Annotated in this window: 20 protein-coding genes and 1 tRNA gene; 11 read left to right on the forward strand and 10 right to left on the reverse strand. The window is 70.3% G+C overall.

The genetic code is table 11. The annotated features are described in order from the left end of the window. Window position 1 precedes the first annotated feature (1 nt). Window positions 2–817: an ABC transporter ATP-binding protein gene (locus tag J2Y42_RS17955; protein ID WP_309861352.1), complete on the forward strand. Its 816-nt coding sequence runs from the start codon at window positions 2–4 to the stop codon at window positions 815–817. Window positions 818–876: 59 nt separating this feature from the next. Beyond that, window positions 877–1,344: a heme-degrading domain-containing protein gene (locus J2Y42_RS17960; RefSeq protein ID WP_309861355.1), complete on the forward strand. Its 468-nt coding sequence runs from the start codon at window positions 877–879 to the stop codon at window positions 1,342–1,344. Window positions 1,345–1,359: 15 nt separating this feature from the next. Here the strand turns inward: J2Y42_RS17960 and J2Y42_RS17965 are convergent, their stop codons facing one another. Further along, window positions 1,360–2,067, reverse strand: a complete 708-nt coding sequence (locus J2Y42_RS17965) for a MazG family protein (RefSeq protein ID WP_018191599.1) — start codon at window positions 2,065–2,067, stop codon at window positions 1,360–1,362. A gap of 113 nt (window positions 2,068–2,180) precedes the next feature. Between J2Y42_RS17965 and nhaA the strand changes: the two genes are divergently transcribed. Next, on the forward strand, window positions 2,181–3,374 hold the full coding sequence (gene nhaA, locus J2Y42_RS17970; protein ID WP_309861358.1) for a Na+/H+ antiporter NhaA: 1,194 nt from the start codon (window positions 2,181–2,183) through the stop codon (window positions 3,372–3,374). A gap of 86 nt (window positions 3,375–3,460) precedes the next feature. On the opposite strand, the gene mfd is transcribed toward nhaA, so the two are convergent. Together mfd and J2Y42_RS17980 are read right to left on the reverse strand one after the other, a co-directional pair. After that, the gene (gene mfd, locus J2Y42_RS17975; protein WP_309861361.1) at window positions 3,461–7,081 is read right to left on the reverse strand and encodes a transcription-repair coupling factor; all 3,621 of its coding nucleotides are present in this window, start codon (window positions 7,079–7,081) and stop codon (window positions 3,461–3,463) included. 56 nt (window positions 7,082–7,137) lie between these two features. Then, window positions 7,138–7,842: an alpha/beta fold hydrolase gene (locus tag J2Y42_RS17980; protein WP_309861365.1), complete on the reverse strand. Its 705-nt coding sequence runs from the start codon at window positions 7,840–7,842 to the stop codon at window positions 7,138–7,140. 98 nt (window positions 7,843–7,940) lie between these two features. On the opposite strand from J2Y42_RS17980, the gene J2Y42_RS17985 reads away from it, so the two are divergent. Continuing rightward, entirely contained in the window at window positions 7,941–8,411 is a 471-nt protein-coding gene (locus J2Y42_RS17985) for a hypothetical protein (RefSeq protein WP_309861368.1), read from the forward strand. A 218-nt stretch (window positions 8,412–8,629) separates the two neighbouring features. On the opposite strand, the gene pth is transcribed toward J2Y42_RS17985, so the two are convergent. Together pth and J2Y42_RS17995 are read right to left on the reverse strand one after the other, a co-directional pair. Continuing rightward, window positions 8,630–9,244 (reverse strand): aminoacyl-tRNA hydrolase, encoded by a 615-nt coding sequence (gene pth / locus J2Y42_RS17990; RefSeq protein ID WP_309861372.1) that lies wholly within the window; start codon window positions 9,242–9,244, stop codon window positions 8,630–8,632. Window positions 9,245–9,253: 9 nt separating this feature from the next. Further along, a complete protein-coding gene (locus J2Y42_RS17995) occupies window positions 9,254–9,871 on the reverse strand; it encodes a 50S ribosomal protein L25/general stress protein Ctc (protein ID WP_309861374.1) in 618 nt (205 codons plus the stop codon). Window positions 9,872–10,098: 227 nt separating this feature from the next. Between J2Y42_RS17995 and J2Y42_RS18000 the strand changes: the two genes are divergently transcribed. Both J2Y42_RS18000 and J2Y42_RS18005 read left to right on the forward strand, forming a co-directional pair. Further along, complete coding sequence (locus J2Y42_RS18000; protein ID WP_309861377.1) at window positions 10,099–10,533, forward strand: polyketide cyclase; 435 nt, start codon at window positions 10,099–10,101, stop codon at window positions 10,531–10,533. Further along, window positions 10,526–10,984: a MarR family transcriptional regulator gene (locus J2Y42_RS18005; RefSeq protein ID WP_309861380.1), complete on the forward strand. Its 459-nt coding sequence runs from the start codon at window positions 10,526–10,528 to the stop codon at window positions 10,982–10,984. The genes J2Y42_RS18000 and J2Y42_RS18005 overlap by 8 nt, the downstream gene beginning before the upstream one ends. A gap of 80 nt (window positions 10,985–11,064) precedes the next feature. Here J2Y42_RS18005 and J2Y42_RS18010 read toward each other — a convergent pair whose 3' ends face one another. Beyond that, entirely contained in the window at window positions 11,065–11,568 is a 504-nt protein-coding gene (locus tag J2Y42_RS18010; RefSeq protein ID WP_309861383.1) for a gluconokinase, read from the reverse strand. Window positions 11,569–11,794: 226 nt separating this feature from the next. On the opposite strand from J2Y42_RS18010, the gene gndA reads away from it, so the two are divergent. Continuing rightward, entirely contained in the window at window positions 11,795–13,252 is a 1,458-nt protein-coding gene (gndA, locus tag J2Y42_RS18015) for an NADP-dependent phosphogluconate dehydrogenase (RefSeq protein WP_309861386.1), read from the forward strand. 110 nt (window positions 13,253–13,362) lie between these two features. Next, on the forward strand, window positions 13,363–13,713 hold the full coding sequence (locus tag J2Y42_RS18020; RefSeq protein ID WP_309861388.1) for a hypothetical protein: 351 nt from the start codon (window positions 13,363–13,365) through the stop codon (window positions 13,711–13,713). Between the two features lie 233 nt (window positions 13,714–13,946). Here J2Y42_RS18020 and J2Y42_RS18025 read toward each other — a convergent pair whose 3' ends face one another. Continuing rightward, window positions 13,947–14,612: a TetR family transcriptional regulator gene (locus J2Y42_RS18025; protein ID WP_309861391.1), complete on the reverse strand. Its 666-nt coding sequence runs from the start codon at window positions 14,610–14,612 to the stop codon at window positions 13,947–13,949. 72 nt (window positions 14,613–14,684) lie between these two features. On the opposite strand from J2Y42_RS18025, the gene J2Y42_RS18030 reads away from it, so the two are divergent. Further along, a complete protein-coding gene (locus tag J2Y42_RS18030; protein ID WP_309861394.1) occupies window positions 14,685–16,028 on the forward strand; it encodes a nucleotide disphospho-sugar-binding domain-containing protein in 1,344 nt (447 codons plus the stop codon). On the opposite strand, the gene J2Y42_RS18035 is transcribed toward J2Y42_RS18030, so the two are convergent. From J2Y42_RS18035 to J2Y42_RS18045, 3 genes are all read right to left on the reverse strand, one after another. Continuing rightward, on the reverse strand, window positions 15,985–16,962 hold the full coding sequence (locus J2Y42_RS18035) for a ribose-phosphate diphosphokinase (RefSeq protein WP_309861397.1): 978 nt from the start codon (window positions 16,960–16,962) through the stop codon (window positions 15,985–15,987). The two genes, J2Y42_RS18030 and J2Y42_RS18035, sit on opposite strands and share 44 nt — an antisense overlap. Next, a complete protein-coding gene (glmU, locus tag J2Y42_RS18040; protein ID WP_309861400.1) occupies window positions 16,963–18,405 on the reverse strand; it encodes a bifunctional UDP-N-acetylglucosamine diphosphorylase/glucosamine-1-phosphate N-acetyltransferase GlmU in 1,443 nt (480 codons plus the stop codon). Between the two features lie 30 nt (window positions 18,406–18,435). After that, window positions 18,436–18,507 (reverse strand) — tRNA-Gln (locus tag J2Y42_RS18045). A gap of 67 nt (window positions 18,508–18,574) precedes the next feature. Between J2Y42_RS18045 and J2Y42_RS18050 the strand changes: the two genes are divergently transcribed. Both J2Y42_RS18050 and J2Y42_RS18055 read left to right on the forward strand, forming a co-directional pair. Next, entirely contained in the window at window positions 18,575–19,078 is a 504-nt protein-coding gene (locus tag J2Y42_RS18050) for a MarR family transcriptional regulator (protein ID WP_309861403.1), read from the forward strand. An 84-nt stretch (window positions 19,079–19,162) separates the two neighbouring features. Beyond that, window positions 19,163–21,661: a glycosyltransferase gene (locus tag J2Y42_RS18055; RefSeq protein WP_309861405.1), complete on the forward strand. Its 2,499-nt coding sequence runs from the start codon at window positions 19,163–19,165 to the stop codon at window positions 21,659–21,661. Window positions 21,662–21,670: the final 9 nt, after the last annotated feature.

Below are 21,670 nucleotides of genomic sequence, written 5' to 3' on the forward strand. Positions count from 1 at the left end.
CATGACATACGAGACCCCTTCCGCCGTGCCGGAGCTGGCCGCCCGCGATCTGTCGCTCGCCTACGAGGGACGGGTGGTGGTCGACGGACTCGACCTCGACATACCGGCCGGCCGCGTGACCGCCATCGTCGGGCCGAACGCCTGCGGCAAGTCGACCCTGCTGCGCGGGCTGTCGCGGCTGCTCCAGCCGGCCTCCGGCAGCGTTCTGCTCGACGGCTCCGACATCCACTCGCTGCCGACCAAACAGGTGGCGCAGCGCCTCGGACTGCTGCCGCAGACGCCGACCGCGCCCGACGGCATCACCGTCGCGGACCTGGTCTCGCGTGGCCGGTACCCGCACCAGGGCTGGTTCCGGCGCTGGACGGCCGACGACGACGAAGCCGTGGCCGAGGCGATGACGGCGACCGGGATCACCGACCTCGCCGACCGGCCGGTGGACGAGCTCTCCGGCGGTCAGCGGCAGCGCGTGTGGATCGCGATGGCACTCGCCCAGCGCACCGACATCCTCCTGCTGGACGAGCCGACCACCTTCCTCGACCTCAGCCACCAGCTGGATGTGCTCGACCTCCTGCTCGACCTCAATGCCGCCCGCGGCACAACGGTCGTCATGGTGCTGCACGACCTCAACCTGGCCGCGCGGTATGCGGGACACCTGATCGCTATGCGCTCGGGTTCGGTCGTGGCGGCGGGAGACCCCGCCGCGGTGGTCACGGCGGAGCTCGTGCGCGACGTGTTCGGCGTCGAGTCGGTCATCGCCGACGACCCGGTGACCGGGACGCCGCTCGTCGTACCGCTCGGACGGCACCACACGGCGTAGGCCCGCTCGGCTAGTGTCGGCGTGACACGCCGTGCGGCGACCCCGACCGGAGGACCACGATGACCGACCTCTCGATCCCGTTTCTCGAGCAGCAGGAGCGGGAGCTCGTCCTGCCGTCGTTCGACCTCGCCGCAGCCTGGCGTCTGGGAAGTCTCATCATCGAGCGCGCGCTCGCGGCCGACGCCGGTGTGGCCGTCGACATCCGGCGCGGTGACCACATCCTGTTCCGCGCCATGCTGCCGGGAACGACGGTCGACCAGCAGGACTGGATCCGCAAGAAGGCGGCCGTCGTGCACCGGTTCGAGGCGAGCAGCGCCCTGGTGGCTCTCCGGCTGGCCGACGTGGATGTGGAGGGTCTCGGCTGGCTCGATGCCCGCGATTACGCGTTGACCGGTGGCTCGTTCCCGATCCGGGTCACCGGCACCGGCGTCGTCGGAGCGGTCACCGCCTCCGGCCTCACCTCGGAGGAGGACCACCTGCTGGTGACCGACGGCATCCGCGAATACCTGGCTTCGCTCGGGGAGTGAGGTAGCGGCGGTGAGCTAAACCGCCTCCTGCTCGCGGATCTCGTCCTGCAGATCGCGCAGGGTCGAGCGCAGGGCGCGCTCCGCGTCCAGCCCCTGCGCCTTGGCCGACGCGACGATGGCGAGCAGCAGCGGGCCGAGCTCGTCCTCGCTGGCCACCTGCACGCCGCCCGACTCCTGCAGGTCGAGCAGACCGACCTTCTGCGCGCGGCCGAGCAGCTTGTCGGCCAGCGCGAGCGAGGGCATGCCCTGGGGGATGCCGTCGAGCACGCTCGTGCGGCCCGGCTTCTCCTGCTTCTTCAGCTCGTCCCAGAACCCCACCACGTCGTCCGCGGTCTCGGCCCGGCGGGCGTCGGCGGCGGTCCGGTCGCCGAAGACGTGCGGGTGGCGGCCGACCATCTTCGCCGTCATGTGCGCGGCGACATCCTGGATGTCGAAGTCCTCCCCCGGCGTGTGCGCCGCGATGTCGGCGTGGAAGAGCACCTGGTACAGCACGTCGCCCAGCTCCTCGAGCAGCTCGTCGCGGTCACCGGTCTCGATGGCGTCGATGAGCTCGTAGGTCTCCTCGATCAGGTACTGCACCAGCGACTCGTGGGTCTGGTCGGCATCCCACGGGCACCCGCCCGGAGCGCGCAGGCGGGCCATCACGGCGACCAGCTCGTCGAGCTTCGTCGCGGCCTCCGGCACGACCACCGGTCCCGCATCCTGACCCACTGCCTCGCCCATGCCGACCTCCTCGCTCTACGATTCATCCATCCTGCCACCGGGTAGAGTCGTGAGCGGTGTGCCGGGAAGTCTGGTCGGCGTCGTTTTCGTGACCCCGCATGATTGGTGACCGCATGAGCCTCATCCGATCCGAGCGCACCGCCGCCGGACTCCTCCTCGGGGCGGCCGCGCTCGGCCTCCTCCTCGCCAACACGGCCGTGGGCCCCGCGCTGCTCGACGTGCAGCACGCCCACCTCGGAGCCGGGCCGCTCGACCTGAGCGTCGGCCATTGGATCAGCGACGGCCTGCTCGCGATCTTCTTCTTCATCGTCGCGGTCGAGCTCAAGCACGAGCTCGTCGTGGGCGAGCTGAACAGTGTGCAGAAGGCCATCCATCCCGCGATCGCGGCGGTCGCCGGTGTGATCGTTCCTGCGGGGATCTACCTGGCGCTGACCGTCGGCACCGGCGTGTCGCAGGGGTGGCCCATCCCGACGGCGACCGACATCGCCTTCGCGCTCGGCGTGCTCGCCGTCTTCGGCCGCGGCCTGCCGAACCGGCTGCGCGTCTTCCTGCTCGCCCTCGCGGTGCTCGACGACCTCATCGCGATCGTCATCATCGCCGTGTTCTTCACCACCGACCCGAACCTGCTGGAGCTGGCGCTCGCTGCCGTCACGGTCGCCGTCTTCGGCGTGCTGAGCCGGATGCTGCGCGGGCGGATGCGCTGGCCGCTCGGTGTCCTCATGGTGCTGCTCGCGCTGCTCACCTGGTGGCTGGTCTACGACTCCGGCGTGCACGCGACCATCGCGGGCGTGGCCCTCGGGCTCGTCATGGCGCGCCGGCCCGCCGGAAAGGTCACGCACGCGCTCGAACCGTGGTCGAACGGGCTTATCCTGCCGCTGTTCGCGTTCTCGGCGGCTCTGGTCCCCATCCCCGCCGTGTCGCCGTCGCAGCTGTCACCGGCGTTCTGGGGCATCCTTGTCGCCCTGCCGGTCGGCAAGCTCATCGGCATCACGCTGGGGGGATGGCTCGGCTCGTTCACGAAGCGCGGTGCCGAACGCGGGCGCATCTCGTTCTTCGGGCTCATCACCGTCGCCGCACTCGGCGGGATCGGCTTCACCGTGTCCCTGCTCATGAACGAGCTGGCGTTCGCGGGATCGGAGGAGGTGCGGGCGGAGGGCACGCTGGCCGTCCTGCTCGGGTCGGCTGTCGCGATCGTCGTCTCCGGTTTCCTCGTCAGCGCGCTGGCCCGGCGCAACCGGCGCGAGCATCCGCACCCGGACCCGCGGAAGCGGCCGCATCCGGAATCGCAGGCGGAACCGTCTGCCTGACCCCGCCGCATCCGTGGGTCGCAACACGCCGTTATGGACGCCGGATAACGGCGTGTTGCGACCCATGGATGCTTCGCCGGGTCGCGTCAGGAAGCGCGCTCGGCGGCGGCCGTCTCCTTCTCCGGGAACAGCGCACCCAGCAGGTCGGCGACCCAGGAGATCAGGGACGCGTCGTCGAGCGCCTCTCCGTTCACCCGGGGCAGCGGGACGGTCGCGACCTTCGGAGCCGCGTGGTACTTCGACCCCGGGTACATCCGCTGCAGGCGCACCTGCAGCGAGTCCGGAAGGATCGCCGGTGCCAACCGCAGGTTGGATCCCATCGCCACGACCTCGCCGAGCCCGGCTTTCTGCGCCGCGCGACGCAGCCGCGACACGGCGACGAGGTTGGTGACGGCCTCCGGCGGGGTGCCGTAGCGGTCGGTCAGCTCCTCCAGCACGAGGTCGATCTGGCCATCCTTCGCGGCGGGCGAGCTCGCGGTCGACAGCTTCTGGTACGCCTCGAGCCGCAGCCGCTCGCTGTCGACGTACTCCTCGGGGATGTGCGCGTCGACAGGCAGCTCCAGCCGCAGCTCCGTCTGGCCCTCCGCGACCTCGCCGCGGAACGTGGAGACGGCCTCGCCGATCATGCGGAGGTAGAGGTCGAAGCCGACGCCCGCGATGTGACCCGACTGCTCGCCGCCGAGCAGGTTGCCCGCTCCACGGATCTCGAGGTCTTTCAGCGCGACCTGCATGCCGCTGCCGAGGTCGTTGTTCGCGGCGATGGTCGAGAGCCGGTCGTGGGCGGTCTCGCTCAGCGGCTTGTTCTCATCCCACAGGAAGTACGCGTACGCGCGCTCGCGGCCGCGGCCGACACGACCGCGCAGCTGGTGCAGCTGGCTCAGGCCGTACTTGTCGGCGCGGTCGATGATGATCGTGTTCGCGTTGGCGATGTCGAGGCCGGTCTCGATGATCGTCGTGGAGACCAGCACGTCGAAGCGCCGCTCCCAGAAGTCGACGACCACCTGCTCCAGCGCATGCTCGTTCATCTTGCCGTGGGCGACGCCGATGCGGGCCTCCGGCACCAGCTCCGCCAGCTTCGCGGCCATGCTCGTGATCGAGCCGACGCGGTTGTGCACGAAGAACACCTGACCCTCGCGCAGCAGCTCGCGACGGATCGCCGCCGCCACCTGCTTGTCCGAGTACGGACCGACGAAGGTGAGGATCGGGTGCCGGTCCTCCGGCGGCGTCGCGAGCGTCGACATCTCGCGGATGCCGGTGACCGCCATCTCCAGGGTTCGCGGGATCGGCGTCGCGCTCATCGCCAGGATGTCGACGTTGGTCTTCAGCTTCTTCAGCGCGTCCTTGTGCTCGACGCCGAACCGCTGCTCCTCGTCGATGATCACGAGTCCGAGATCTTTGAAGCTCACGCCGTCGGCCAGGATGCGGTGGGTGCCGATCACCACATCCACCGTGCCGTCGGCCATGCCGCGCAGGGTCTCGCGCGCCTCCTTGTCGGTCTGGAAGCGGCTGAGCTGGCGCAGGTGGATGGGGAAGCCGGCGAAGCGCTCTTGGAACGTCTCGGCGTGCTGCTTCACGAGCAGCGTGGTGGGAACGAGCACCGCGACCTGCTTGCCGTCCTGAACCGCCTTGAACGCGGCACGCACGGCGATCTCGGTCTTGCCGAAGCCGACATCGCCCGAGATCAGTCGGTCCATCGGGATGGGCCGCTCCATGTCGGCCTTCACCTCGTCGATGGTCTGCAGCTGGTCGGGCGTCTCCGCGAACGGGAAGGCCTCCTCCAGCTCGCGCTGCCAGGGGGTGTCCGGAGCGAAGGCGTGACCCTTGCTCGCCATGCGGGCCGAATAGAGCTTGACCAGCTCCACGGCGATGTCACGCACCGCCCTGCGCGCCCGGCCCTTCGCGGCGGCCCAGTCGCTGCCGCCCATCTTGGACAGCTGCGGCGCCTCGCCGCCGACATAGCGGGTGAGGAGGTCGAGCTGGTCCGTCGGCACGTAGAGCTTGTCGCCGGGGTAGCCGCGCTTCGAGGGCGCGTACTCGAGCACGAGGTACTCGCGCTTCGACTTGACCGCATTGCGGCCGCCGCTGGACACCTCGCGCTGGGTCAGCTCAACGAACCTGCCGATGCCGTGCGTCTCGTGCACGACGTAGTCGCCCGGCTTCAGCTGCATCGGGTCGACGACGTTCTTGCGCCGCGCCGCCAGCTTCTTGACCTGGCGGGAGTCGTAGCCCACCGCGCGGCCGTAGAACTCGGCCTCGCTGATCAGCGCGAGCTTGGTCTCGGGAACCTCGAAGCCGTGCTCGGCCGTCGCCTTGACGAGGTAGGCGATGCCCGGCTCCGGGTCGGTCGGGAACTCGTCGACCGGCCGTGCGGGCAGCTCCGACTCGGCCAGGACGTCGGCGGCGCGCTCGACCAGGCCGTTGCCGGCCGCGACGATCGCGACGCTCCAGCCGTCGCGCAGGCGCGCGGCGACGTGTTCGACGGCGCCGGAGACGTTGCCCTGGAAGCTGGGCACCGCCTCGGCGTGGATGCGCACCTGCAGGTGCTCCTCCAGCTCGCGCTCCTCGGGAAGCACGTCGTTCGCCTGGAAGCCACTCATCGTCCACCACGGATGGTCGGGGCTCGGAGCTCCGGGACGACTGAACTTGACCGAGTCCTTGAGCTGCTGCAGCGTCAGGAAGTCTCCGGCGGCGAGATCGATCGGCGCGGCGGCGCCGACGGTCGCCGCGCTCCAGGCCGCGGAGAGGAACTCGCGGTTCGTCTCGGCCAGGCTGACCGCGCGGGAGGCGACGCGCTCCGGCGACAGCACCGCGACGGCCGCGCCGTCGGGCAGGTAGTGCGTGAGCGGCACCAGACGGTCGACGAGCGCGGGAGCCAGCGACTCCATCCCCTCGACCGGAATGCCCTCGCCGATCTTGGCGAGCATGGCCGAGAGGCTCGGGAACTCGTGCTCCATCTCCCGCGCGCGCTGACGCACGGAGTCGCTGAGCAGCAGCTCGCGGCTCGGCGGCAGGCTCACCTCGGCGATCGGCTCGGGCATCGACCGCTGGTCGGCCACCGAGAAGGCGCGGATCGCATCCACCTCGTCGCCGAAGAAGTCGATGCGGTACGGGTGGTCCGCCGTCGGCGGGAACACGTCGAGGATGCCGCCGCGGACGGCGAACTCGCCGCGCCGGGTGACCATGTCGACGCGTCCGTAGGCCAGGTCGATCAGCTGCGACGCGAGGCCGCCGAGGTCGAACCCGCGTGCCCCCGACTTCAGGGCGACCGTCGAGTAGTCGGTGAGGTTGTCGGCGAGAGGCTGCAGCGCGGCCCGCACCGACGCGACCAGGATGAACGGGGTGCTGCGGTCGCCCTCGGACCAGTCGGCCAGACGCCGGAGCGCGCTCAGGCGCTTGCCGACGATCTCGGGGCTCGGGCTCAGCCGCTCGTGCGGCAGCGTCTCCCAGGCGGGGAACTCGACGATCTCGCCTTCGGGCAGGATGCAGGGAAGGGCGCCGCGGATCGACTCCGACTCGCGACCGGTCGCCGTGATGAGCAGGATCGCCTGCGATGCGCCCTGCTCGGCGCGCCTGCGCAGCAGCCCGGCGAGGAGCGGAGCCCGCAGGCCGTCCGTCAGCGAGAAGTCGGCGTCGCGCGCCGCATAGCCGAGCGCATCGTTGAACGAGGACTCGCGTGCGAGCGCGGCGACCAGACCCTGGAGTATCACTCGGTCAATTCTACGTGGGCCCACCGACAGGTCGAGGGGTGCGGAAGGGACGAGACTCAGATCCATCCCTCGAGGGCCCGCATGAAGCCCTCGTGGTCGTCACGGTTGATGACGTGGCCGGATCCGGGGACGACGCGCACCTCGTACCCTTCGGTGCGCAGCCGCTCGGCGAGCTCCGGCTTCACGAGCTGGGAGTTGTCGGCCAGCATGACCATCGACGGCACCGTCATGACCTCGGGCGCACGCATCGCGGAGGGTGTCACCACCACCGGAAGCACGGCCCGGTCGAACGCCTTGAACGTCTCGACCTCGATCGCGACATCGGCCGGATCCCAGCGCGGGTTGCGCTTCGCGATGCGTGCGGCCGACTGCCGGGCGAGGGTACGCAGGAAGGCCGGCGCGAGCATCTGCTGGAACCGGTTCGCGGCCGGGCACGAGAATGCGGGGTCGACGTAGATCACGCGCTGCGGGTCGAGCCGCTCGATCGCGAGGCTCACGGTCAGACCGCCCAGCGAGTGACCCATGACCAGTTCGGGATGCGCGGGCACCGTGTCGACGATGTCCTGCGCCATCAGCTCGGCGGAGTACTGCTCCGTGCGGGGACTGTGGCCGTGGCCCCGGAGGTCGACGGCGATGACGTGGTAGCCGCGCTCGGCGAGCACCGGCCCGACCCGGCGCCAGTTGCGCGAGTCCGACATGACCCCGTGGACGAGGATCGCGAGCCGGTCTCCGGTGCCCCACTCGCGGGTGTACAACTTCATGCCGGTCACGGTACGCGTCGTGCCTGGTCCGAGGCAGGGTGTCCGCTACGCTCTGGCTGAGCATCCGCCGTGAGGCGGCCCGAATCCGAGGGGGAACCGTGACCGACCCGAATCAGCCCGCGTACTACAACTCCTATCCGCCGCCGCCGTCGCCGTACGCGCCCGCCGGGTGGGATGCGCCGCCCGCTCCCCCGCGCTCGCGTGCGCTCGGCATCACGGCGATGTCCATTGCGATCCCGGTCTTCATCCTCTCGGTGATCGCATCGGTGGTCGTCGGCACGGCTGCCGGTCCGCTCGCGTCGCGCACGTCATCCAGCTTCTCCTTCAACACGAGCGATCTCACGCCGGAGCAGGCGCAGGCGTTCGCGCCCGTCGCGCTCCTCATGGGCGTGCAGATGCTGCTCGGGACGGCGCTCGGCATCCTCGCGCTCGTGCTCGGCATCGTGGCGGTCGCGACGAAGCGCGGACGGCCGTTCGGCGTCGTGGCCATCATCGTGGCCGCGGCGGCGCCGATCGTGTCGTTCGCGGTGTACGCGGCGGCGCTGGGGGCGACGCTCCCCGCCGCGTGACGGCCGCCGGAAACGGAGGTCTTCCGCGTGCCTGACGCCCGCATCCACCTCCGTTTCCGGCCGACACGCGGGTCGCGCACCCGTTTCTCCTCCCTTTCCGGCCGCCTCGACGCGTGCGGGACAGGGAGGAGGTTCCGGCTCGGCACGCCGGTGGGCGCGCGAAAGGGAGGCGTTCGGGCCGGCTGAGCCTGGGATGTCCTCCGTTCGCGGCGGACGGGTCAGCGCGCGTGGAAGCGGTTCTGCGCGGTGGCGAGGCCGTCGGCGGCGATCTGCTCGACCGCGTCCGCGGCATCCGCCACGAGGATGGGAAGGTTTTTGCGCTCGGTCGCCGAGAAGCCCTTGAGGACGTGGTCGGCGGCAGCCGATGAACCCGGCGGACGGCCGACACCGACGCGCACGCGGGTGAAGTCGCCCGTGCCGATCGCGGCGATGACATCCCGGACCCCGTTGTGGCCGCCGTGCCCGCCGCCGTACTTCAGACGGAGGGTGTCGAACGGGATGTCCAGCTCGTCATGCACCACGATCAGGTGCGACGGGTCGAGCGAGTAGAAACGCAGCAGCTGCGACACCGGCCCGCCGGACACGTTCATGTACGTGTTCGGCTTGGCCAGGACGAAACGCGGGCCGCCGGGGGTCAACCGACCCTCGGCGACCGTCGCGTTCGTCTTGTGGGTCTTGAAGGTGAGGCGGCCGCGCGAAGCGAGCTCGTCGAGCACCATCTGGCCCACGTTGTGACGTGTGGCGGCGTAGCCGGGCCCGGGGTTGCCGAGCCCGACCACGAGCCACGGCCCGTCGGACGGTCCCGTGGACGACGCCTGACGGGTGGATTCCATGGGAGGTGCTTACTCGGCGCTTCCGGCGGCCTCGGCGTCGGCGGCGGCCTCTGCCGCAGCGGTCTCCTCGTCCTCGGCGCGGGCGGAGGCCGGCACCGCGATGTTGACGATGAGGAGCTCCTCGTCCTCGGCCAGGGTGGAGCCCTGCGGGAGGTCGAAGTCCTTCGCGAGGTACTGGGTGCCCTCCGGCGCGTCGGTGACGTCGATGACGATGCGCTCCGGGATGTGGGTCGCCTCGGTCTCGAGGCGGATGGTGCTGACCTCGAGCATCGCGATGGTGCCGGAGTACGGCTCGCCCTCGACGTGCACGGGCACCTCGACGGTGACCTTCTCGCCGCGGCGGATCAGGATGAGGTCGAGGTGCTCGATGATCTGCGACACCGGGTCCTTCTGCACGTCCTTGACCAGCGCGAGCTCGGCCTTGCCGGCGATGTCGAGGTCGAGGACCGCGTTCGCCTTGCGGAGCAGCAGGCCGACCTGGTGCGCCGGGACGGTGATGTGGACAGGGTCGGTGCCGTGACCGTAGATGACGGCGGGGATCTTGCCGGCGGCACGGATCTTGCGCGCCGCGCCCTTGCCGAAGCTCTCGCGCAGCTCGGCTGCGACCTTGTTGGACTCGTCTGCCATGGTGTCTCCTCGCCGGACGTGGTCCGGCTGTCGGGCGAGCCGCGAGGCCCGCAGTGTGGTTGTTGTTCGACTCGAACGCATCGAAGTGCGCGAGGAAAGACTGCGTAGCCTGCTCCACCGCGTCGATCACGGATGCTGGGGCAGCATCCCTCGCCGAAGTTCAGTTGCCGAGTCTACCCGATGCCGATAAGCTAAGCGCGCTTATTAGTTTCGGATCGGAGAACACCATGTGGACCACCCAGTACCGCGACCTGACGACCGCCCCCGCCTCCGCCGTCTGGTCGGCGCTGCGCGACCTCCACAGCGGCACGCCGCTCGGCCCGGCCAGCGACCGCTTCGAGCTGCACGGACCCTTCGCGGTCGGGACGGCCATCACCGTCACCCCGCAAGGACAGGACGCCATGACCTCCGAGATCGTGGAGCTCGTGCCCGAGCGGGTCTACGCGGATCGCACCGCGTTCGGCGGCCTCACCCTCACCTTCCGCCACACGATCATGCCGGAGGCGGACGACCGGACCGCCGTGACCCACACGCTCGAGATCGACGGCGAGGGCGCCGACGCCGTCGGCCCGGAGCTCGGCCCGCAGATCGCCGGCGACTTCCCCGTAGCGATGGCAGAACTGCTGCACGCGGCCGAGACCCGCACGGCGGCCCATGCGTGACGGCGGCCTCGGCAGCCGGTTCCCCGCCGCCGCGCAGAGCCCCGGCCTCCTGCTCTGGCGGGTGACGAACCGCTGGCAGGCGGCGATGCGCGCGGCCCTCGCGCCGCACGAGCTGACACACGTGCAGTACGTGCTGCTCGCCTCCCTCACCTGGCTGAGCGATCGGGAGCCGGAGCGGCTGGTGACGCAGGCCGACCTGGCAGGATTCGCCGCGACGGATCCGATGATGACCTCGCAGGTCGTCCGCACCCTCGAACGCGCCGGGCTGGTCGAGCGGCTGCCGCATCCCACCGACGGCCGCGCTCGCGTGCTCCGGCCCACGGCGGAGGGTGTCGCGGCCGCCCGCGGGGCGACGGCGGATGTCGAGGCCGCAGACGCGGCGTTCTTCGCGTCGGTGGATGCGGCCGCATTCGCGACGCAGCTGGCTGCCCTCGCGGCCCCGCCGGACTGACCGCCGCACGCATCCGTGGGTCGCAACACGCCGTTATGGCCGCGCCAGAACGGCGTGTTGCGACCCACAGCGGTACAGAATCAGGCGCGGGCGGACAGCTCCCGCGCGATGGTGTCGGCCAGTTCGTTCGGCGGGCGGCCGACATCGAGGCGCATCCCCGGCTCGTCGTCCTGCAGCGGCTGGAGGGTGGCGAGCTGCGAGTCGAGCAGCGAAACGGGCATGAAATGGCCGGGCCGGGCGGCCATCCGTGACGCGAGCAGCTCGCGGGAACCGTCGAGCTCCGCGAACACCGCGCCCGGCGCCTCCGACCGGATCAGGTCGCGGTACGCCCGCTTGAGCGCCGAGCACGCCACGACGACGCCCTCCGGCGCGGTCGTCTCGAGCACGCGGCCGACCTCGCGCAGCCACGGGATGCGGTCGTCGTCGGTCAGCGGGACACCAGACGCCATCTTCGCGACGTTCGCCGGCGGGTGCAGGGCGTCGCCGTCGACGAAGGGCACACCGAGGCGCGCCGCGAGCAGCTCCCCCACCGTGCTCTTGCCCGAACCGGACACGCCCATCACCACCACCTGCACACGCTCCACGTGCGCTCCTTCCGTGCGTCCCCGGTCACCAGTCGTGCGTCGAGCCGTCGAGCAGACGGTCCACCGGCAAGTATGCCGCCTGGTGCGGACGTGGGCCGGTGCCGGGCATCGCGCTACGCTGGAGGGACTGCTCGAATCTTGCCACCAGCGGGAGAGCTGACCCCCGACTACATCCCCGTCGTGGCGGACGGCCTCCGTCCGTCGCGGCTACACGAAGGAGCATTACGTGTCACAGGAAGCAACCGCGAACATCGGCGTCGTCGGCTTGGCGGTGATGGGGTCGAATCTGGCCCGCAACCTCGCCTCGCGGGAGGGCAACACCGTCGCCGTCTACAACCGCACCTTCTCGCGGACGGAAGACCTGATGAACGCGCACCCGGAGGCGGGTTTCGTCGGTTCGGAGGAGATCGACGACTTCGTCGCGTCGCTGTCGAAGCCGCGTACCGCGATCATCATGGTGCAGGCCGGTAAGGGCACGGACGCGGTGATCGACCAGCTGGTGGAGCGGTTCGAGCCGGGCGACATCATCGTCGACGGCGGCAACGCGAACTTCCACGACACGATCGAGCGGGAGAAGCGGATCGCGCCGACGGGCATCCACTTCGTCGGCGCGGGCATCTCCGGCGGCGAGGAGGGTGCGTTGAACGGCCCGTCGATCATGCCGGGCGGTTCGGTGGAGTCGTACAAGACGCTGGGACCAATCCTGGAATCGATCGCCGCGGTCGCCGAGGGTGAGCCGTGCGTGACCCATGTCGGCACCGACGGCGCCGGTCACTTCGTGAAGATGATCCACAACGGCATCGAGTACGCCGACATGCAGCTCATCGCCGAGGCCTACGACCTGCTGCGCACGATCGGCGGGCTGGAGCCTGCGCAGATCGCGGACGTGTTCGCCGAGTGGAACAACGGCTACCTGGAGTCGTACCTGATCGAGATCACCGCGGAGGTGCTGCGCCAGGTGGATGCGGAGACCGGCAAGCCGTTCATCGACATCGTCCTCGACCAGGCCGGGTCCAAGGGCACCGGCGTCTGGACCGTGCAGAACGCGCTCGACCTGGGCGTCCCGGTCGGCGGCATCGCGGAGGCCGTGTTCGCCCGCGCCGTCTCCTCGAAGCCGGCGCAGCGTGCGGCGGTGCAGGCGACCATCCAGTCCCGGCCGGACGTGCAGAAGACCGACGACGTGGCCGCGTTCGCCGACGACGTGTCCAAGGCGCTGTACGCGTCGAAGGTCGTCGCCTACGCGCAGGGCTTCGACGCGATCATCGCCGGCGCCGAGAAGTACGGATGGGACATCCACAAGGACAAGATCGCCAAGATCTGGCGCGGCGGCTGCATCATCCGCGCCCAGTTCCTCAACCGCATCGCCGACGCCTACGACGAGAACCCCAACATCGCCACGCTGCTCGAGGCGCCGTACTTCGCCGACGCCGTCCGCGAGGGCGAGGCCGCCTGGCGTCGCATCGTCGCCACCGCCGCGCTCTCCGGCGTTCCCGTCCCCGGCTTCGGCTCCGCACTGTCGTACTACGACTCGCTCGCCTCCAAGCGCCTCCCCGCCGCGCTCGTGCAGGGCCAGCGCGACTTCTTCGGAGCGCACACCTACAAGCGCGTGGACAAGGACGGCGTCTTCCACACCCTGTGGTCCGGCGACCGCACCGAAATCGAAACCGAACCCTCCACCCACTGACCCGTCTCGGGCCTCCGCCCGCCGTCGAGTCCACAAAAATTGCACGCTGATCGCGCGATCGGCGTGCAATTTTTGTGTACTCGACGGCGGTGGAGAGGGAGGATGGGAGGGTGACGTACGACGACCATCCGGAGCTCGCGGAGTTCGAGCCGCTCGGGGAGCGACCGCTCCGCGGGCGGACGATGACGGTCGCCAGCCGGGTCTTCGTCGTGGTCGCCCTGAGCGCGCTGCTGCTGCCCGGCATCCTGCTGACGATCAGCATCCAGACGCAGACCGCCGACTACACGTGCTCGGTCTACGCACAGCACTACCAGCCCGAGGCGCAGGGATCGTCCGCGCGCTTCGAGCTCGCGGGGCCGGTCGGGCCGGGATGGCAGTGCTACGCGCTCAACACCGAGGGCGACGCGACGTGGGTGGCGCCGCTGGGCCTCATCCCGTCGACGCCACACCGGCTTCCGTAGGCCTCGCGAACGGAGGCGTTCCCGGGTGCGGCCGAACGCCGCGTCCTCCGTTCGTGGCGACACGCCGGGGCTGGCACGCGCATCTCCTCCGTTCGCGCTCGGGGGCGTGAGGGTCGAGGCGGTGAGAAAAAGGGAGGCGGATGCGGCAGTGGCCACCCAGAAAGGCGCAAAAACGGAGGGTGACTCGGCGCGACACGGCGGCATGTCCTCCGTCCGCGTAGCGCCGCTGGGCCTCATCCCGTCGACGCCGCACCGGCTTCCGTGATGAGCGCGCGCACCGTCGCGAGCACCCACGTCGAGTAGCGCTCGAAGCTCCATCCGCTCTCGCCGACGAGCTGCTGGTGGCCTTCGGGCGACATGACGAACGAGAGGGCGTCGGCGAGCTCGCGGCGCCCGGCCGGAGGGAGGGCCGCGATGGAGGCGATCCCGCGCTCTCCCAGGAGACCCACCATCGCCAGGTAGTCGGCATGGCGGCGCCCGAGCAGTTCCGTGTACGCGGCGCGAACCGCCTCATCGTCGCGCGACGCGGCGGTGAACGTCGCCCAGAGGCCCGCCGTCCGCGCGTTGGCGGCGGCGATGAAGGGAACGAGCCGGTCGAGCATCTCCTGCGGATCGTCGAGGGCGGCGATCGCCGCGATCTCGGGCCGCTCGGTGAGCGACGCCTCCCCCGCCTCCCCGCCGAAGCTCAGCTCGAAAGCGGCGAGCAGCAGCGCCCGCTTCGGCCCGTGCACCTTGACGCTCTCGACCGAGACGCCGGCGGCCGTCGCGATGTCCGCGAGCGAGGCGCTCGCATAGCCGCGTGCAGAGAACACCTCGGCGGCGGCCTCCAGGATGCGGCGCCGCGTCTGCTGCGCATGCTCCTGCCGGAGGGTCGAACGGTACGGGCGCGTGCCGGCCACTATTGACTACCTTTCGGGTGTAGTGAATACTGTTGACGTTTATTCGACTCTACCCGAAACGAGGACCGCACCATGAACGCCCGCCCGCTCGACATCCTTCTCTGCAGCACGCCCGTGCACGGACACGTCACGCCCCTTCTCGCCGTCAGCCGCGCCCTGGTCGACCGCGGCCACCGCGTCCACTTCCTCACCGGCGAGCGGTACCTCGAGCGCGCGGCCGCGACCGGCGCGTCGGTGCTCCGGCTGCCGGCCGAGGCCGACTACGACGACACCGACATCGACGCCGCCTTCCCCGGCCGCGTCGGGCTCACTGGCCCGGCCGGGATCCGGTGGGACATGACCGAGATTTTCCTGCGCCCGGCGCGAACGCAATTGGCGGCGATGGATGCGGTCATCCGCGAGCTGGACATCGACGTCGTGCTCGCGGAGAGCCTCTTCCTCGGAGCGGCCCTCCTCGCCGCGCGCCCGCCCGCGGACCGGCCGGCCCTGCTCAACCTCGGCATCGTGCCGCTCGGGGTGAAGAGCCGCGACACCGCTCCGTTCGGGCTCGGTGTCCCGCCGCGACCGGGAGCCCTCGGCCGTGTCCGCAACGCCGCGCTGACGGCGATCGCCGAGAAGATCGTGTTCGCCCCGGTCCAGCGGGCCGCGCAGCGCATCGGGCAGGAGGCGGGGACCGGCCTGGACGGGTTCGTGCTCGACTGGCCGTCGCACGCGGACGGCGTCGTGCAGTTCACCGTCCCCGAGTTCGAGTACCCGCGCGCAGACGTGCGCGTGCCCATCCACTTCGTCGGACCCGTCTCCCGCACGCAACCCTCCGACACACCCCTGCCGGCGTGGTGGGGCGATCTGGACGACGGCCGCCCGGTCGTCCACGTCACCCAGGGGACGGTGGCCAACCGCGACCTGAACGACCTCATCCTGCCCACCATCCACGCGCTCGCGGACCAGGACGTGTGGGTGGTGGCGAGCACCGGCGGACGCCCCGTGGCCGAGCTGGGCGCCGGCCTGCCGCGCAACGCCCGTGTCGCGTCCTACCTGCCCTACGACCGACTGCTCCCGCGGACGGCGGTGTACGTCACGAATGGCGGATACGGCGGCATCCACTACGCCATGGAGAACGGCGTCCCCGTGGTCGTCGCCGGCACCACGGAGGACAAGACCGAGGTCTCCGCGCGAGTGGCGTGGTCGGGTGTCGGGGTGAAGCTGCCGACCAACCGCCCGGAAGCCGCGGCCATCGCCCGGGCGGTGCGGACCGTGCTCGACGACCCCGGCTACGCGGAGCGCAGCGCGGCGATCGGCCGGGCCATCCGCGCATCCTCGGGGCTGGACGGCCTGGAGCGCGCGGTGGTCGACACCGTTCGCGAAGCGGCTGCTACGCGGCCCCGTCGAACATCGACGTCACCGAACCGTCGGTAAAGACCTCGCGGATCGCGTTGGCCAGCAGCGGCGCGATCGGCAGGACCGTGAGGCCCTCCCAGCGCTTGTGCTCCGGCAGCGGGAGGGTGTCGGTCACGACGACCGAGTCGATCGCGTCGCTCTGCAGCAGCTCGACCGCCGGGTCGCTGAACACGGCGTGCGTCGCGGCGACGACGACGCCGGTCGCGCCGGCATCCTTCAGCGCCTCGGCGGCCTTCACGATGGTGCGGCCGGTGTCGATCAGGTCGTCGACGAGCAGGCAGACGCGGCCGTTGACGTCGCCGACGATCTCGTGCACGGAGACCTGGTTCGGGACCAGCGGGTCGCGGCGCTTGTGGATGATCGCGAGCGGTGCGCCGAGCTTGTCGCTCCAGATGTCGGCGACACGGACGCGGCCCATGTCGGGCGACACGACGGTCAGCGTCGAGGGGTCGAGCTCGCGGCGCATGTGCTCGAGCAGCACCGGCATGGCGAACAGGTGGTCGACCGGGCCGTCGAAGAAGCCCTGGATCTGCGCGGCGTGCAGGTCGACGGACATGATGCGGTCAGCGCCTGCCGCCTTGAACAGGTCGGCGACGAGCCGCGCGGAGATCGGCTCGCGTCCGCGGCCCTTCTTGTCCTGACGGGCGTAGGGGTAGAAGGGGGCGACGACGGTGATGCGCTTCGCCGATGCGCGCTTCAGCGCATCCACCATGATGAGCTGCTCCATGAGCCACTCGTTGATCGGCGAGGTGTGCGACTGGATGACGAACGCATCCGACCCGCGGACGCTCTCGTCGAAGCGCGCGTAGATCTCGCCGTTGGCGAAGGTGCGCGCGTCGGTCGGGATGAGCTCGCTGCCGAGGCATTCGGCGATCTCCTGGGCGAGCTGAGGATGCGCGCGACCGGAGATGAGGACGAGTCTTTTCTGGCCGGTCGCGGTGATCCCTGACACTTACGCTCCGCTCTCTTCCGACGCGTCGCTTTCGCGAGCCGCTCTGTCGGCGTCCGTGCCCGGCCGCTTCTCCGCGACCCAGCCTTCGATATTGCGTTGAGGAGCGACGGTGATGGCGAGGGCTCCGGCGGGGACGTCCTTGCGGACGACCGTGCCCGCCCCCGTGTACGCTCCGTCACCCATCCTAACCGGCGCGACGAGCACGGTGTTCGTGCTGATGCGGACATGGGAGCCGATGACCGTGCGGTGCTTGTTCACCCCGTCGTAGTTGGCGGTGATGACGCCGGCGCCGAGGTTGCCCTTCTCCCCCACCTCGGCGTCGCCGACGTAGTTGAAGTGCGCGAGCTTGGTGCCCTCGCCGATGACCGCGTTCTTGGTCTCGGTGAAGGTGCCGATCTTGCCGCGAGCGCCCAGCACGGTGCCGGGACGGAGGTACGCGAACGGGCCGACGGTCGCGCCGGCGCCGATCACGGCGAGCGTCGCGTCCGTGCGGGTGACGGTCGCGCCCTCGCCGACCTCGGTGTCGGTCAGCGTCGTGTCCGGTCCGACGGTCGCACCGGTCTCGATGACGGTGGCGCCGCGGAGCTGCGTGCCCGGGAGGACGGTGACGTCGGGGGCGAGCTTCGCCTTGACGTCGATCCACGTCGTCGCCGGGTCCTGCACGGTCACGCCGGCCAGCTGCCAGGTGCGGACGATCAGCGCGTTGAGCTTCGCCGCGGCATCGCTCAGCTGCGCGCGGTCGTTGATGCCCTCGACCAGCCACGACTCGGCGACGGGGAGCGCATCCACGTCGAAGCCGGCCTCGCGGAGCAGCCCGATCACGTCGGTCAGGTACTTCTCGCCCTGCGCGTTGTCGGTGGAGACGAGCGCCAGCTTGTCGCGGAGAGCGGCGAGCCCGAACAGGTAGATGCCGGCGTTGATCTCGCCTATCGCCCGCTCCTCCTCGCTCGCGTCCTTGTGCTCCACGATGCGGTCGAGGTGGCCCTGGGGAGTGCGCACGATGCGGCCGTATCCGGTGGCGTCGGCCGGGAACGACGAGAGGATGGTCGCAGCCGCCTCGCCCGCACGGTGCCGCTCGATGAGTTCGCGGAGGGTGCCCGCGTCGAGCAGCGGGACGTCGCCGTTCACGACCAGCACATCCCCGGAGAAGTCGGCGGGGAGCGCCTCGACCGCCAGCTCGACCGCACGGCCGGTGCCGGGCACCTCGTCCTGGTCGACGATGACGGCCTCGGGCAGGTCGGCCTCGATCACCTCGGCGAGGCGGTCGCGCTCGTGACGCACGACGGCGACGACGTGCGCGGCGTCCAGCTCGCGCGCCGTGGCGAGCACGTGGGACACGATCGGGATGCCGCCCAGCGGGTGCAGCAGCTTCGGGGTGGCGGACTTCATCCGCGTGCCCTGCCCCGCCGCGAGAACGACGATGGCGAGATTCTGGTCGGTCAATGTCCCTCCAGGGGGTCGGGCGGTCGGTCGCTCCGCCTCCAGGACTCGAACCTGGACCTCACAGCTCCAAAGGCTGTCGTGCTGCCATTACACCAAGGCGGAACGCGCGTTTCGCGCAGATGACAGTCTGCCAGACGTGTCCCGACCGAACCCCCAATAGCATGGGGGGATGGCCGACGCACGCGACGAGGTGGACCGCATCGTGGACGCCTGGCTGCGGGAGCGCCCGGACCTCGACTTCGCGCCGTTGCAGGTGCTCTCGCGCGTCGACCGGCTCTCCCGCCACCTCGACCGCGCCCGTCGCGGGGCCTTCGAGCGCTCCGACCTCGACTCGTGGGAGTTCGACGTGCTGGCCGCCCTCCGTCGCGCGGGCGCGCCGTACCAGCTGAGTCCCAAGTCGCTGCTGCAGCAGACCCTCGTCTCGTCCGGCACCATGACGAACCGCATCGACCGCCTGGTCGCGCGGGGCCTCGTCGAGCGCCGGACCGACCCGAACGACGGCCGCGGCATCCTCGTCCAGATGACCGCGCAGGGCCTCACCCGGGTGGATGCGGCCATCACCCGCCTGGTGGATGCGGAGGCCGACCTCCTCGACGGTCTCTCGGCCGCCGACGCCGAGCGCCTCGCCGGGCTGCTGCGCAAGCTCAGCCTCGGGTTCGACACCGAAGGGTGACGCCGCACGCGAGTGCCGCGCTCACGGCCGCCGCATGATCCGCTCCCAGGATGCTGTTATCCCGCTCTCATAAACTCGTGCGCGATGAGACTCTCCCGACTGAAGCGACTCCCCTCTCGGGTCAAGCGCGCCGCGCGCTATGAGATCCACGCGCACTGGCGCCGTCAGCCGATCGTGCAGGGTTCCGTCTTCTACGAGTCGTTCTCGGGCAACGGGATGCTCGACAACCCCGAGGCGATCTTCCGCGAGCTGCTCGCGAGCCCCGACCTCGGCCAGCTCACCCACATCTGGGCGCTGTCGGATCTGACGCAGTACCGCGCCGCCGTCGAGGAGTTCGCCGGAAACGACCGCGTCAGTTTCGTCCGCTACGGCTCCGCCGCCTACTACCGCGCGCTCGCCACGAGTCAGTACCTCGTGAACAACGCGACCTTCCCGCCGGACTTCTCGAAGCGTCCCGGCCAGGTCTACCTCAATACGTGGCACGGCACGCCGCTGAAGCGGATGGGTTACGACATCGAGGACGGCGCGCTGGCGACCGCGAACATCATCCGGAACTTCGTGCAGGCCGACTACCTGCTCTCGGCGAACCCGTTCATGTCGGAGCAGATGTACGAGACCGGCTACAAGCTGACCGGAATCTACAGCGGCACCCTCGTCGAGGAGGGGTACCCGCGCATCGACCGGCAGTTCCTCGACGACGCAGGGCGCGAGACGGTGCGGCAGCGGCTCATCGCCGCCGGCATCCCGATCGGCGACCGGAAGATCGTCCTCTATGCGCCGACGTGGAAGGGGCAGACCTTCGGCCGTCCGGAGGACGACCTGGACGCGCTGCTCGCCCACATCGCTCAGATCGAGGAGCGCATCGACACCAGCCGGTACGCCGTCCTGCTGAAGACGCACCAGACCGTGCACGCGCTGGCCGCGCACCGGCCGGAGCTCAAGCGGATGCTCGTGCCCAACGAGATCCCGACAAACCTCGTGCTCGGCGCCACCGACATCCTCATCTCCGACTACTCGAGCATCTTCTTCGACTTCCTGCAGACCGGCCGGCCGATCGTGTTCTTCACGCCGGACCTCGCCGACTACGCGGGCACCCGCGGGCTCTACTTCGAGCCGGAGGAGTGGCCGGGCCCTGTGCTGCTGTCGGCCCGCGAGGTCGGCGACGAGCTGCACGCCATCGCCGAGGCCGGCGACACCGTCCCGGCCGAGTCGCGCGAGCGCTACCTCGACATGCAGCGGCGGTTCACCCCCTACGAGGACGGCCAGGCGTCGCGCCGGGTCGTCGACATCGTGTTCCGCGGTGTGCGCGACGGGTACCGCCTGCGCACCGACCTCGCGGACGACGGGCGGCAGAAGATCCTGCTGTACCTCGGCGGGATGCGGCCGAACGGCATCACGACGTCCGCGCTGAACCTGCTCAACAACCTCGACCACGACCGCTACGACGTCTCCGCGTTCTTCGCCCAGAGCCGGTCGCCGGTCGTCATCGGGAAGCAGCGGCAGATCCATCCATCGGTGCGGCAGTTCCCGCGCGTCGGCGGGATGAACGGCACCAAGCTGCTGCATGTCGCCCGGCACCTCGACTTCCGGCGCGGGCGTATCGCCCAGCACGCCGACATCCCGGCCCAGAACCGGCTGTGGGATGACGAGTGGTACCGCTGCTTCGGCGAGAGCCGGTTCGACTACGTCGTCGACTTCTCCGGGTACGGGCCGTTCTGGGCGACGCTCCTGCTGCACTCCCCCGACGCCCAGCGCGCGATCTGGCTGCACAACGACCTGGCGTCGGACGCGCACCGCGAGGTCAACGGCGAGAAGCGGATGCTGCACAGCCTCACGCAGATCTTCACCCTGTACGGCCAGTACGACCACCTCGTGTCCGTGTCGCCGACGCTGTCCGAGATCAACCGCACGTCGCTCGCCGAGTACGCGGCGCCTGAGAAGTTCGTGTCGGCGCTGAACACGGTCGACGCAGAGCACATCCTCGAGAACGCCGGCGCCGACCTGCACGAGCTGACCTTCGACGAGGAGACCGGGAGCATCCCGGACTGGGCCGAGCTGTTGCTCGCCGACGACGACGTCACCACGTTCGTCAACGTCGGCCGTCTGTCGCCCGAGAAGAACCAGGCGAGGCTGATCCGCGCGTTCTCCGCGGTGCATGCGGACAACCCGCGGACACGGCTCGTCATCGTCGGGTCCGGCCCGCTGGCCGGCGAGCTCGAAGGTCTTGTCGCCGAGCTGGGTCTCGAGGGCTCGGTGTTCCTGACCGGGATGCAGCGCAACCCGCACGCGATCATGGCGAAGGCCGACTGCTTCGTGCTGTCCAGCGACTACGAGGGTCAGCCGATGGTGCTGTTGGAGGCGCTGGTGCTGCAGCTGCCGATCGTGACGGTCGAGTTCGCCTCGGCGAAGAACGCCCTCCCCGCGGGCAGCGGCATGATCGTGCCGCAGACGGTCGACGGTGTGGCGGACGGGATGCGCGCCTTCCTCCGCGGAGACGTGCCCGACAGCCACTTCGACTACCACGCGTACAACCGCAAGGCCGTCGGCGAGTTCTACCGGGCGATCGGCGCGCCGGGCGCCTGACCGCCCGGC

It is taken from the genome of Leifsonia sp. 1010 (genome assembly GCF_031455295.1).
Classification (GTDB): domain Bacteria; phylum Actinomycetota; class Actinomycetes; order Actinomycetales; family Microbacteriaceae; genus Leifsonia.